The 14594-nt window shown below is 42.1% G+C and carries 10 protein-coding genes; all 10 read left to right on the forward strand.

All coding sequences use genetic code 11. The features are described from left to right. The first annotated feature begins 6 nt into the window (after positions 1-6). The 10 genes from LPB86_RS15955 (at position 7) to LPB86_RS16000 (ending at position 14441) form a co-directional block, all read left to right on the forward strand. Entirely contained in the window at positions 7-1017 is a 1011-nt protein-coding gene (locus LPB86_RS15955; RefSeq protein ID WP_230645764.1) for an LLM class flavin-dependent oxidoreductase, read from the forward strand. 44 nt (positions 1018-1061) lie between these two features. Continuing rightward, the gene (locus tag LPB86_RS15960) at positions 1062-1748 is read left to right on the forward strand and encodes an ABC transporter substrate-binding protein (protein WP_230645766.1); all 687 of its coding nucleotides are present in this window, start codon (positions 1062-1064) and stop codon (positions 1746-1748) included. A gap of 53 nt (positions 1749-1801) precedes the next feature. After that, positions 1802-3346 carry a malate:quinone oxidoreductase gene (locus tag LPB86_RS15965; protein ID WP_370632857.1) on the forward strand — a complete coding sequence of 515 codons (1545 nt, stop codon included), beginning with the start codon at positions 1802-1804 and terminating at the stop codon, positions 3344-3346. 11 nt (positions 3347-3357) lie between these two features. Beyond that, complete coding sequence (locus LPB86_RS15970) at positions 3358-3771, forward strand: OsmC family protein (protein ID WP_230645770.1); 414 nt, start codon at positions 3358-3360, stop codon at positions 3769-3771. A gap of 28 nt (positions 3772-3799) precedes the next feature. Beyond that, the gene (gene treZ, locus LPB86_RS15975; RefSeq protein ID WP_230645772.1) at positions 3800-5623 is read left to right on the forward strand and encodes a malto-oligosyltrehalose trehalohydrolase; all 1824 of its coding nucleotides are present in this window, start codon (positions 3800-3802) and stop codon (positions 5621-5623) included. After that, positions 5616-9656 (forward strand): malto-oligosyltrehalose synthase, encoded by a 4041-nt coding sequence (gene treY, locus LPB86_RS15980; RefSeq protein WP_230645774.1) that lies wholly within the window; start codon positions 5616-5618, stop codon positions 9654-9656. The genes treZ and treY overlap by 8 nt, the downstream gene beginning before the upstream one ends. Positions 9657-9959: 303 nt before the next feature. Then, on the forward strand, positions 9960-10214 hold the full coding sequence (locus LPB86_RS15985; protein ID WP_230645775.1) for a hypothetical protein: 255 nt from the start codon (positions 9960-9962) through the stop codon (positions 10212-10214). A 284-nt stretch (positions 10215-10498) separates the two neighbouring features. Then, positions 10499-12511 (forward strand): transketolase, encoded by a 2013-nt coding sequence (gene tkt, locus LPB86_RS15990; RefSeq protein WP_230645777.1) that lies wholly within the window; start codon positions 10499-10501, stop codon positions 12509-12511. Between the two features lie 2 nt (positions 12512-12513). Continuing rightward, a complete protein-coding gene (locus tag LPB86_RS15995; protein ID WP_230645779.1) occupies positions 12514-13146 on the forward strand; it encodes an HAD family hydrolase in 633 nt (210 codons plus the stop codon). 11 nt (positions 13147-13157) lie between these two features. Next, entirely contained in the window at positions 13158-14441 is a 1284-nt protein-coding gene (locus tag LPB86_RS16000; RefSeq protein WP_230645782.1) for an NAD(P)/FAD-dependent oxidoreductase, read from the forward strand. Positions 14442-14594: the final 153 nt, after the last annotated feature.

The following is a 14594-nucleotide window of genomic DNA, read 5'->3' on the forward strand; positions in this document are numbered from 1 at the left end:
TTATTCATGAGTACAAAATTATTATCAGCACTTCCATATTCCGTTTTGGACCTGGCCACAGTGGTGCAAGGCAAAACCCCGGCAGATACTTTTAAAGACAGTTTACGGCTGGCCCAACATACTGAAAGCTTAAATTATAAGCGTTATTGGTTTGCAGAACACCACAATATGATTAGTGTGGCCAGTTCTGCCACCTCCATACTTATTGGTTATATTGCCAATGGTACGAGCACTATCAGGGTTGGATCTGGTGGCATTATGTTGCCTAACCACTCGCCCCTGGTTGTTGCGGAACAATTTGGTACCCTTGCTTCATTGTTCCCGGACCGCATTGATTTGGGTTTGGGCAGGGCTCCGGGCACTGATCAGGTGACGGCAATGGCCATCAGGGGAGACCGTTTTAATGCCGCACATAATTTTCCACAAGATGTGTTAAAACTGCAGGCTTATTTTTCTGAGGAAAATATGAACAGTCAGGTTAGGGCTGTGCCAGGAGAGGGATTGGATATTCCCATCTGGATTCTTGGTTCCAGTACAGATAGCGCCAGGTTAGCAGCTGCAATGGGATTGCCTTATGCTTTTGCGAGCCATTTTGCCCCGGCACAGTTTTTAACCGCTATAAACCTGTACCGTGAGCATTTTAAACCCTCAGATCATCTTAAAGAACCTTATGTAATGGCCTGCGTAAATGTAGTGGCTGCAGAAAGCGATGCCGAGGCAGAGCGTTTGGCGACCTCCTTGAAGCAATTTTTTATGGGTGTGGTTACTGGTAAAAGAAAGCTGCTGCCACCTCCTGTAGACCATATGGACGAAATTTGGTCATTACAGGAAGAAGAAGCCGTGAGCCAGATGCTGGCCGTTTCTTTTATTGGAGGCCCGGAGACCATTAAAGCGGATATGCAGCACTTTCTGAATCAAACCGATATAGATGAAGTGATGGTGACTTCTCATATTTTTGATCAGCAGGCTAAGCTGGATTCTTATCGTATTTTTGCAGAAACTCTTAAAAATAGTTAAGTTAGCAGGATTATTTTCCATTTTTACACGTTCTCCTTTACAAAATGGCTCCAAAAAAAATATTAAAAGTAGGTTTAGACTCAGCAGCTCCATTTCCAATGCATTCGGATTACCATTCGGATAAATTTGAAGGATTTGAGGTGGATTTATTGAAAGCGATAACCGATCATTTAAATTTGGAGATCCAATATGAGGTTTCTTTATGGCAAAATATCCTGGAGAAGCTTTTTAAGGGAGAACTGGACATGATTTGTTCTGCCGTTACGGTAACGGATTCAAGAAAACATATTCTTGAATTTAGTGAACCTTACCTGCATTTTAGGCTCAGTGCCGTTGTTTTTCATGAAGATTCTTTAGATAGCATTGCAGACCTGAAGAATAAAACCATAGGGGTAAGGGAAGCCACCGAGGCCGAACGTTATGTGCATACCCGTTTCCCCAATAACAACATGGTGCATGCGGTAACCAACCGGGAGCTGTATAGTAAATTGTTGTCCAGAAAAATTGATTTGCTGGTAGACGATTCGCCCATTGCGGGCGGTTTTTTGCAGAAAAACAAAAAATTGAAAATAGGCATGTTTTTGCCGGAGACGGAATCTCATTATGCGATAGCCATGAAAAAAGGTGATTTGCAGATGAAACAGCAATTTAATGATGCCCTGAAACTAATGCGGGAAAATGGAACTTACGATACGATTTACCAAAAATGGTTCAGTGATATTGAGTTTTAAACACACAATGTAAATCTTCTTTTCGAGTAACAAGCTGTAGGTGTTTTTTTGTAATTTTACAGCATTCAAATAAAAATATGACGGGTAATAACAATAATTCAGACCAGGTTGTTGATGTAGTTTTGATAGGTGCAGGCATCATGAGTGCCACTTTAGGTGTTTTGCTGAAGGAGCTTGAGCCTGCCAGTACCATTGCTGTTTATGAGCGGTTAAATGTAGCTGCGGCAGAGAGTTCTGACGCCTGGAACAATGCCGGAACAGGTCATTCTGCTTTTTGCGAATTAAATTATACGCCACAGCTGGCTGATGGTTCTGTAGAAACCAAGAAAGCTGTAGCGATTGCCGAATCTTTTGAGGTATCCAAACAGTTTTGGTCTTTTTTGGTGAAAAATAAACAGGTTGGCGAACCTGCTACCTTCATTAAAAGCATTCCTCACATTAGTTTTGTATGGGGAAAGGACAATGTAGATTATTTGCGGAAACGTTACGAGGCACTTCAGCAGTGTTTTCTGTTTGAGGGTATGAAATATTCTGAAGACCAGGCGGTATTGAAAGAATGGATGCCATTGGTGATGAAGGACAGGGATGCGGAAGAAAAAGTGGCCGCCACAAGAATGGCTTTGGGTACAGATGTAAATTTTGGCGCATTGACCAGGGAGATGTTTGACGATTTGCGTAAAAAGGAAAACGTAGACATGTATTTTAACCACGATGTACGCAGGCTTAAAAAGCGTAACGGTTTGTGGGAACTTGTGGTGAGAGATGAAGCAAGCGGTGAAAAGAAAAAGGTGAAAGCAAAATTTGTTTTCATTGGTGCCGGTGGAGGCTCTTTACCTTTATTAGAAAAATCCGGAATTCCGGAAGGTAACGGGTTTGGAGGCTTTCCTGTAAGCGGGCAATGGCTGAAATGTACCAATCCGGAGATTATAGCACAACACAATGCCAAAGTATATGGAAAGGCCGCAGTGGGTTCGCCACCGATGTCTGTACCCCATTTGGATACCCGCATGATTGACGGAAAGAAAGCTTTATTGTTTGGGCCCTATGCAGGCTTTTCTACGCGCTTTTTGAAAAACGGGTCTTTGCTGGACTTACCGCTCTCTATAAAACTGAACAATATTGTGCCGATGATTTCGGCCGGACTGGACAACATTCCGCTGACTAAATATTTAATTGATCAGGTAAAGCAATCGCCTGAAGACCGTTTAACAGCATTGAAAGATTATTTGCCTACAGCAAAAATGGAGGATTGGGAACTGGAAACTGCTGGTCAGCGTGTACAGGTCATTAAAAAAGACGCAAAGCGTGGTGGGATATTAGAGTTTGGTACAGAGGTAGTGACTGCTGCAGACGGTTCTATTGCGGCGTTATTGGGCGCTTCTCCGGGTGCTTCTACCGCTGTTTCGATTATGATCAGTTTAATGGAGCGTTGTTTTAAAGATAAAATTAATACGCCGGAGTGGAAACAAAAATTGAAGGAAATGGTTCCTTCTTATGGCTTATCACTTTTAGCGGACGCAAAGCTGAGCCAGGAAATTAGAACACAAACTACAGCAGTATTAAACCTGGAGGTAGAAGAACTTAAATTGAACTCCTAATAAAAAAAACTATGAAACGTAACGCAACCGCCGTTTGGAACGGTACAATTAATGATGGTGCCGGGCACATCACCACACAGAGCAATACTTTGAATCAGACTCAGTATTCATTTAAAAGTCGCTTTGCTGATGGTGTAGGTACAAATCCGGAAGAGTTAATGGCTGCCGCACATGCAGGCTGCTTTACCATGAAATTAAGTCTGGACCTTACTGAAGCTGGTTTTAACCCGGAATCTTTAGAAACGGTATCTACCATTACCCTTGATAACGGTGTGATTACTGGTTCTCACCTGGTTCTAAAAGCAACTATTTCTGGCATTACAGATGAAAAATTTCAGGAAATTGCGAAAGGCGCGAAGGAAAACTGCCCTGTAAGTAAAGCTTATGCTGCAATAGATATTAGTTTAGAGGCTTCTTTAAGCTAAATACTAAAGATACTTTAAAACAAGATGAATGCCGGGATTGTTGGTTGGTAAATCAACGATCCCGGCATTTATGGTTAATTATTCTTTCGGTACAACACATTGCAACCTTTGGGCACCCTATGCACAGCAGGTAGCCCTTAAATTTGAAAAATTTAGTTTGTACCTTGATAAAGGTCATGATGGCGAATGGTTGCTGAACACAGATTTACCTAAACCAGGAGATCGTTATCTTTTGATGGTTGATACCGAAGAATTCCCTGATCCGATGTCATTATGCCAGCCTGAAGGGGTTCATGGGGCTTCTCAAATTGTGGATCTTGCTGCATTTTCCTGGACAGACCAACATTGGACAAATCCTGAATTAAATACCTATATTATTTATGAACTGCATGCGGGTACCTTTAGCACTGAAGGTACTTTTGCGGGTATTGCGGATAAATTAGATCATCTGGTTGACCTTGGTATCACCGCAATTGAACTGATGCCTGTATGCGCCTTTCCGGGAGAACGGAACTGGGGATACGATGGTGTTTACCCGTTTGCCGTACATATGGCTTACGGAGGGCCGGAAGGATTGCAGCAGCTGGTGAATTGTTGTCATGAGAAAGGCCTGGCCGTAATTTTAGATGTGGTTTATAACCATGTTGGGCCGGAAGGAAATCATTTTGACAAACTGGGCCCTTTTTTTACGGATAAATATAAAACTCCCTGGGGCAGTGCCATCAATTATGACGACGAGTTTTGCGACGGCCTGCGTAATGCTGTAGTTGAAAATGTGCTGATGTGGTTTAGGGATTTTCATATTGATGCCTTAAGGCTGGATGCGGTGCATGCCATTAAGGATTTTAGTGCAAAACACCTCTTGCTGCAACTGAGAGCTGCAACCGACAGCTGGATGCAGGAATCTGGTAAATGTGTTTATTTGATGGTAGAATCTGACCTTAACGATACCCGTTTTATAGATGTACCGGAGAAAGGGGGCTTTGGCATGGATGCGCAATGGCTGGATGAATTTCATCATGCCTTAAGGGTTACTTCCGGGGAGCCTGCAACAGGTTATTACGAAGATTTTAAAAGCGTAGGGCAGCTAGCCAAGGCCTATCGCGATGCCTATGTATACGATGGGATCTATTCTCCCCACCGAAAGAAGATTTTTGGAAATAAGGCGCAGCATTGTCCCGGTGAACAGTTTATTGTTTTTGCTCAAAACCACGACCAGGTTGGCAACCGTAAGTTTGGTGAGCGGAATACGGTGTTGTTTAGTTTTGAACTACAGAAACTTATGGCCGCGGCCGTATTGTGCAGTCCCTTTTTGCCGATGCTGTTTATGGGGGAAGAATGGGGAGAAACCAATCCCTTTCTCTATTTTATCAGTCACACAGATCCTGAATTGATTAAAGCCGTTCAGCAGGGGCGGGCAAAGGAATTTGCGGCTTTTCATGCTGATGGCGAAACTCCGGACCCTCAATCGGAACTGACCTTTAACCAATCTAAACTGGATTGGGAGAAAACGAAAGATCCAAAGCATTTGCGCATTTTAAACTACTACAAAGCCTTGATTGCCTTGCGGAAGGAATATCCTGCGTTGGGAAACACGGACAGGACTTGCCTGGAGGTAGTTGCGCAGGAAGCGGATAATTGTTTAACCCTGACCCGCTGGAAGGGTAGCCAGCGGGTAGTCTGTCTGCTGAATTTTTCTCATCAGCGCCGGCATATTGAGCTGCCCGGTGAGGAAAAAAACTGGATCAGGATCTTTGATTCTGCCGCTGCAGAATGGGGTGCTGCCGGAGATGGCAGTTTTCTTGAAGCACAGTCTATTTTAATTTACGTCAATCCAAATTCATATGTTTAATCCGGTTTCTACTTACAGAGTTCAGTTCCACGTTAATTTTAACTTCAGTAATTTTGAAGCTATCCTCCCTTATTTGCAGCGCCTTGGGATTCAAACCATTTATGCATCGCCAATTTTTGAAGCGGTACCCGGAAGTGTGCACGGCTATGATACGACCAATCCGTTAAGGATTAACCCGGAGATAGGCACGGAAGAAGATTTGCTAAGGATTGCCATGAAGTTGAAAAAAATGGGCATCAGCTGGATTCAGGATATTGTGCCCAACCACATGGCTTATCATTCCAATAACCTTTGGCTGATGGATGTGCTGGAAAATGGTGCTGCTTCAGCGTATGCTTCCTTTTTCGACATCAATTGGGCTGCAGAGGACAGCCCTTTGATGGTTCCATTTTTGGGCGGGGATCTGGAACAGGTGTTGGAAAATAAAGAACTGAAGCTGCTACTAAAAAAGGGGAAACCCTACCTTGATTATGCTGGAAATTCCTGGCCGGTAAATGCGGCTAGCCTCGCGCCAGCGGATTTAAATAAAGCGGAAATAGAGCGGATAAATAAAAATACAGATGAACTGAAAGCCATATTGCATAAGCAGCATTACAGGCTTTGTAACTGGCAGGAGACGAACGAAAGGATTAATTACAGGCGTTTTTTTACGGTAAACGGACTCATCTGTTTGAACATGCAGGAAGAGGAAACTTTTACAGCCTACCATGCTTATATACAGCAATTGGTAGCAAAGGGTTTATTTCAGGGGCTGCGGGTTGACCATATTGACGGGCTGAAGGATCCGGAGGCTTATTTACATCGGTTAAGACAAATGGTTGGCGATGAGGTATACCTGGTGGTAGAAAAAATCCTGGAAAAAGAGGAACCTATGCCTCAGGAATGGCCAACACAGGGAAATACAGGCTACGAGATGCTGGCGCTAATAAATAACCTGTTTACCAACGGAAAGGCAAAGAAAGGTTTTAAGCACTTGTATGTTCAGTTGACAGGCGATGGAAAGAAAGTTGAAACGCAGATTTTTGAGAAAAAAAGTGCGGTGCTTTTTGACCATATGCAGGGCGAATTGGAGCATTTGTATCAATTATTTACCGCGCTGGAGGTAAATGAAATTAAAAAACTGAAAGTTCAGCAACCTGAATCGATAAAACAAGCTATTGCGGCTTTTCTGGTTCGCTGTCCGGTGTACAGGTTTTACGGCAATGCTTTTCCTCTTGAAAAATGGGAACGCAAGGCAGTGGAAAAGATTTTGGACGATATTGCGCAGGAAAAACAGCTAAAGCCCGTAGCAGAAGTGCTAAAGGAGATTTGGCTGAATACCAAAGAGGGCGCAGGATCTGCGCAGGCCTTAAACTTTTACATGCGCTGCATGCAATTTGCCGGTCCGCTAATGGCTAAAGGGGTAGAAGATACGCTGATGTATACTTACCAAAACTTTATAGCCCATAATGAGGTGGGCGATGCCCCCGATGGTTTTGGGATTTCTACCAGGGACATGCATCAGCAAATGAAGTTACGCCAAAAATACTGGCCTTTGAGCATGACTACTACGGCGACACATGATACCAAACGGGGGGAAGATTTTAGGGCCAGGTTAAATGTATTGAGCGATCTTGAAGAGGAATGGAAGGAGAATGCTGGCTATTGGTTTTCGATTTTGCCAGCTACGGCCGGGGAATCTCCTCTAACTGATAATGATAAATATTTTATTTTTCAGACGCTGATTGGCAGTTATCCAATGCCGGGTAACGAGCCGCTGAATTATCCGGAGCGCCTGAAAGAATATCTTGAAAAAGCCTTGAGGGAAGGAAAACAGCATTCTGACTGGGCTGAGCCAAATTTAGCTTATGAAGAGCAGGCCACTGATTTTGCCCTGGGACTGCTGGATAAAAACAGTGCCTTTTGGACCAGCTTTTGTGCCTTTCACCGCAAGGTATCAGATTTTGGTATATTGAATTCGTTATCTCAACTGGTTTTGAAATTTATGCTTCCCGGACTGCCCGATGTGTATCAGGGAAATGAATTATGGGATTTGAGTTTTGTAGACCCTGACAACCGGAGCGCTGTTGATTATGCACATCGGCTTAAATTACTAAAGAAAATTGAACCCTCTGCAGCCATAACACAACTTTGGGCAGAGCGGTATCAGGGATCGATTAAACTGGCACTGACACAACGCTTGCTTGCGGAACGTAAGTTGAAACCCGATCTGTACTTGCATGGAGCATACATTCCTTTGAAAGTTAAGGGAAATTATGCCTCAAATGTTTTTGCTTTTGCAAGACGGCATGGAGACGACTGGGTAGTTACTGCGGTAGCCTTACATATGGCTGCTATGCTGAATGGGCAATACGATCAACTGTTAGAGGCCAACTGGGAAGACACCACCATTATACTTCCGGACTATGCACCTGAAACCTGGGAAAATTTAATTGATGGGGGGACTGGTAAAGCATATGAACGTACGATTGCCGCAAATTTAGTCTTTCAGGATTTTCCGCTTGCGGTGTTAAAAATGAATACAAGGGCAGAAAAGCGAAGTGCTGGACTCCTGATGCACATTACCTCTTTGCCCTCTGACTATGGAATTGGCGATTTTGGCAAAGAAGCCAGGAAGTTTATCAAATTTCTGAGTAGGAGCGGCCAGCGGTATTGGCAGCTTTTGCCTTTAAACCCTATTGGGGAAGCGCAAAGCTACTCGCCCTACAGTTCAGTATCCAGCATGGCCGGCAATGTTTGGCTGGTTAGTCCGGATTTGCTTTACGAGCAGAACTTACTTGGCAAAGACTGGTTGAAATTAAATAAAAAGGCAAGGAAAAATGCGGTAGACTTTAAGTCTGCAGGTGCTTTGAAGGAAGAGATGTTTGATTTGGCTTATGAAAACTTTTTGAATAGTGATGATGCGCAAATGAAGAAATCATTTGAACGCTTTTGCTTGAGAGAAGACCATTGGTTAGCTGATTTCGCAAAGTATAGTATCTTAAAGCTTCATTTTGAAAATGAACCCTGGTACAAATGGCCTGAGCAATATAAATTGAGGAACGCAAAGGCACTTAAAACATTTGAGCAAAACAATGCTGCTGAAATTAAAAAGGTGAAATGGAAACAGTTTGTATTTTTTGAGCAGTGGGGCTTGTTAAAATTGTACGCAAGGCACAATGGCGTTCAGTTGTTTGGCGACCTGCCATTTTATGTAGGTCATGATTCTGCGGATGTATGGGCGAACCCCAACCTTTTTAAACTGGATGGGGATGGACAGGCGGCAGGCATTGCAGGTGTACCACCGGATTACTTTAATGCGGAGGGACAGTTGTGGGGCATGCCTGTTTACAATTGGGAAGCCTTAAAAAGTACCGGATATAAATGGTGGCTGGAAAGAATAGCGATGAATTTGAAACTGTACGACTTGTTAAGGCTGGATCATTTTAGGGCATTTGTAGATTACTGGGAGGTGGCGGCTACTGAGCTTACCGCCAAAAATGGAAGCTGGAAAGCCGGACCGGGAACAGAATTTTTTAGGCTGCTGAAAACAAGGTTTCCGCAACTTCCTTTTGTAGCGGAGGATTTAGGTGAGATTAATACCGATGTTTATTTGCTGAGAGATGAATTTGCTTTGCCGGGAATGAAAGTGCTGCAGTTTGCCTTTGGTGAAGATATTGCCAGTTCAGTTCACATTCCGTACCATTATGAATCGGTTAATTTTGTAGCTTATACCGGTACGCATGATAACAATACGACAGTTGGCTGGTACAAAAATGACCTCGATAAGGATGGGCGGCAGCGTTTAAAATTATATGCAGGAAAAGTGAACAGGTACAACGTTCATGAAGTATTGATAAAAACGGCAATGGCCTCTTGCGCCAGGTTGGTAATGATACCGATTCAGGACTTGCTTGGCTTGTCTGAGCAGAGCAGGATGAATATTCCGGCATCTAATGCTGGCAACTGGTCATGGTGCCTGAGTAATGCCAAAAATTACCGGGGATATTCCAGAAAACTGATAGAATGGCTGAAAGTTTATGGAAGGATTTAAAAATAAAATCCTTCTACTTAGTATTAGGTATATTTTGAAGATAGCTGGGCCGGGACCATAATTTTGAATTTATAAACCCTATAATTGCAGTTGCTATGGACAATAGGATGCTAAATATTTTTTTTTTGATGGAAATATTAAATATTGTATTTAACATTGCAAACCCAATCCCCTCATTGTGTAATTATTCGTTTGTTGTTCGTGCTATATTAGCAACGAACTACGTTTAAATTTTTGATTTTGACTATTTTGGAGTAATTAAAAACACATAAAAAAATGTACAAATACAAAATTCATGAGTGTATGGATAACCTCACTGTCAGACAGTATAAGTTTATGACGAAGATTATCCCGAAGGTGATTGACAAGTCAATTAATACCTTTAATAACTATCGCAATCTTTTGCTGGATGACGAAAGTGACATTCCCTATGAAACGGTGAGGAAGCTTGAAATTTTATTTGAGGTTGGACCTGGTGAACTTGCCAATTTTAAGATTGAGGGTAAGGGTTTTAAGGAGTTGATGGCAGAGCAGCAAGCCGAACTTCAAATGAACTAGCTGGTATAGAAAACAGATTTTATTTGATAAATATCAAATTTTATATACCTTCATGAAAAATTTGAATTATGACAATTTGCACGGTATTACAAAATAAAGAAATCATATTAATTTTAGCTCCGATTTGTGCGATTATTGCTATTGCAGCATTTTATATGACATTTTTGGAGAAGAAAGATTAATTCTTTCTTCTTTTTTAAAAGTATTTGAACTGTTTTGAATTTTAGATGTTAAATAGACATTTAAACACATAATCACGGTATGTGATTACTACATTTATCAATATGGAATCGAATACAAAAGGCATTGAAGAATTAGCTATAAATACTGTAAGGGTACTTTCTGCAGACGCTGTTCAAAAAGCAAATTCCGGACATCCCGGCACGGCAATGGCGCTTGCCCCTTTAGGTCATGTTTTATGGTCTAAATTCTTAAATTATAATCCTAAAAATCCTGATTTTGCTAACCGTGACCGGTTTATACTGTCTGCGGGTCATGCCTGTATGTTACAATACAGCTTTTTGCATTTAACGGGTTATGATTTATCGCTGGATGACCTTAAAAATTTCAGACAACTAAACAGTAAAACCGCAGGGCATCCTGAATATGGACTGGCACCGGGTATTGACGTAACCACTGGTCCGCTTGGGCAGGGTTTTGCCAATGGTGTGGGTTTTGCGATAGGACAAAAACACCTGGCTGCGCGTTACAATAGACCGGGTTACAAGCTTTTTAATTACAACGTTTACGCTATTGTGAGTGACGGCGATATGATGGAAGGGGTGACTTCTGAAGCCGCTTCTCTGGCCGGTCACCTGCAGCTTGGTAATTTAATTTATTTGTACGATGACAACCACATTTCTATAGAAGGAAGTACAGATATTACCTTTAACGAAGATGTAAGTGCGCGGTTTAGGTCTTATGGCTGGCATGTACAGGACTTACCTGACGCAAATGACATCCATGCCTTAGAATTGGCTTTAATTAATGCGAAGGCTGAAAGTCAAAAACCTTCACTGATCAGGGTTCGGTCGCTGATTGCTTATGGAAGTCCAAATAAATCTGGTACTGCAGGTTCACATGGATCTCCCCTGGGTGCTGAGGAGCTGAAACTGGTAAAAGAATTTTTTGGTTTTGATCCTGAGCTTTCTTTCCATATTCCGAAAGAGGTAGCTAAATATTATAAAGAAAAAGGCGAAAGAGGCATAACCTATGAAAAAAAATGGGACGAACTCTTTGCAGACTACCGGAAGAAATATCCTGAACTGGCAGCAGAATATGAACTTGCCCGGGACGGAAAGTTGCCTGAAGGGTGGAAAGACCAGCTTCCTGCTTTTAAAGCTTCTGAACCTAAGATGGCGACAAGGCAAGCCTCAGGAAAAGTGTTAAATGCCATAGCGGGCAGTTTGCCAAACTTGATTGGCGGTGCGGCAGACCTTTCTCCATCAACAGAAACTACCCTTAAAGATTTTGATTCTTTTACCGCGGAAAACAGGGCCGGACGTAACTTCCATTTTGGTATCCGTGAACATGCTATGGGATCTGCCTTAAATGGACTGGCCTTAACCAAAGGAATTATACCTTTTGGCGCTACGTTTTTAATGTTTTCTGAATATATGCGTCCGCCGATCCGTTTGGCGGCGATTATGAAGGTGAGTCCGATTTTTGTTTATACCCATGACAGTATTGGCCTTGGAGAGGATGGTACCACACACCAACCGGTTGAGCAGCTTGCATCTTTAAGGTCTATACCGAATGTAACGGTAATTAGGCCGGCGGATGCAAATGAAACAGCACAGGCCTGGCGTGTGGCCATAGAGAAAAAAGGAGGCCCAACGGTACTGGTCTTTACCCGGCAGGCATTGCCTGTTCTGGATCAGGATAAATTTGGTAAGGCAACAGGACTTGAAAAAGGAGCTTATATCTTATCTGAATCCAGCAGTAAGCCTGAATTGATTTTGATGGCCACGGGTTCTGAAGTGGCGCTGATTTTGCAGGCACAGGAAATTCTTGAAAAAGACGGAATTTCTACGCGTGTGGTGAGCATGCCTTCATGGGAATTATTTGAGCAGCAGAATGCAGCATATAAAGAGGAGGTTTTTCCTAAAGCGATCCGTAAGCGTTTGGCGGTAGAGATGGCATCGCCGATGGGCTGGCATAAATATACCACTGATGAAGGCGCTATTTTGGGTATGACCACTTTTGGTGAGTCTGCGCCGGCGGAAGATTTGTATAAACATTTTGGTTTTACACCAGCCAATGTTGTAGACCGCGCTAAAGAAGTTCTAAATAAATAAGAATGAAGAAAGCAGATTTAAAAATATTGTTTTTTGATATAGGTGGGATACTACTTACAAATGGATGGGGACACGAATCAAGGAAAGAAGCATCTTCTAAGTTTGGTTTGGATTACGACGAAGTTAATGCCCTGCATAACTTTGTATTTAACATTTATGAGATAGGTAGTATTACACTGGACGAATACCTGGATGTAGTGATCTTTAACCATCCGCGTGATTTTACACGTGAAGATTTTAAAGAGTTTATTTATGCCCAGTCCAAAGAATTGCCGGACATGCTGGCCTGGTTAAAAGAATGGAAAAAAGACTGCGGGTTTAGGGTGATTTCTATCAATAATGAAGGGAAAGAACTGAACGATTACCGGGTTGAAAAATTTAAATTACACCTTTGTTTTGATGCTTTTATTTCTTCATGTGAAGTTAAAATGAGGAAGCCTGACCCTGGCATATTTAAACTGGCAATGGGAATAGCACAGGTTTCTGCAGAACAGTGTGTTTATTTTGATGACCGGATGATGTTTGTGAATACGGCACAAAAACTTGGTATCAAAGCTTTTCAGCATACGAGTTTTGAAGATACAAAGAAAACGTTAGAGCGATTAAAAACTGATGGGCTGAATGGCCTTGTATAAAAGAGAATAAAATGTCTGAACTATCTAAAAAGATTGTAATTGTTGGTGGTGGCTTTGCGGGGTTAAACCTGGCTAAAAACCTCACCGATAATGACGCTTTTGAAATTACGCTGATCGATAAAAATAATTATAACTTTTTTCCTCCCCTTATTTACCAGGTTGCTACGGGTTATCTGGAGTCATCTAATATCACGTATCCATTCAGGAAGTTATTTAGGGGCAAAAAGAATTTTACCTTTCAAATGGGAGAAGTAGAAGAGGTTATTCAGGGCGAAAACAGGTTGATTTTAACCACCGGTGAGGTAAAATACGATTTGCTGGTGTTTGCTACGGGTACTACTACCAATTATTTTGGGATGGAGAATGTAAAGAACAATGCTATACCTATGAAAACGGTAGAAAATGCGCTTTACATGAGGAATACCTTGCTTGAGCGCCTGGAGATGGCCTCAAGAACCAAGGACCCGGCAGAACGGAAAAAACTGCTCACCATTGTGGTTGCCGGAGGCGGACCTACGGGGGTTGAAATTTCTGGTATGTTCGCTGAAATCAGAAAAAATATCATTCCGAGGGATTACCCTGAACTGATTGGTTCTCATGGTGAAGTATATTTGGTAGACGGAGTGAAGACTTTACTGACACCAATGAGTGAGAAGTCTCAGCGTTATACGTACGACACCCTGACAAAGATGGGGGTTAAAATTTTGCTGAACAGTCTTGTGAAAGACTATGTTGACGATACCGTACATTTTGCAAATGGAGATACCATTGTGACCAAAACCTTAATTTGGGCTGCTGGTGTTACCTCTTTGGTTTTTAAAGGAGTTGATGAGCAATGTTATGGTCGTGGCAAACGGTTGATTACCGACGAGTATAATAAGGTTCTGGGTACAGAAAATATTTATGCCATTGGTGATACTTGTATTCAGACTACGGATGTTAATTTTAAAGACGGACACCCGCAGGTGGCACAGGTGGCCTTGCAGCAGGGTATTAATTTGGCCAGGAATTTAATTAGAGGGTTGAAAGGAGAGGCATTAAAACCCTTTGTGTACCATGATAAAGGTTCTATGGCCATCATTGGAAGAAATAAGGCGGTGGCTGATTTGCCTTCACCTAAAATTCATTTTAATGGATTTATAGCTTGGGTAGCCTGGTTATTTGTGCATTTATTGTCCATTATCAATTATAGAAACAGGCTTAAAACGCTGTCTAACTGGATGGTTGCCTATATGACAAAGGATCAGTCGCTAAGAATGATTGTAAGGCCTGACAAAGAGACGCTGATTAAATAAACGGCAAAAACGTAAATATTTAGCGATCCTTAACATTAAATTAACATAAAGAAGGCATCTTTGCATATGTTTATATATATCATGGCGTTTACGTTTTATTTGTTTGCTGCTATTGCTGCATTTAAAATGGAAAGTCCTTTAAAAGGTTTGTTA

Source organism: Pedobacter sp. MC2016-14, from assembly GCF_020991475.1.
Taxonomy (GTDB): domain Bacteria; phylum Bacteroidota; class Bacteroidia; order Sphingobacteriales; family Sphingobacteriaceae; genus Pedobacter.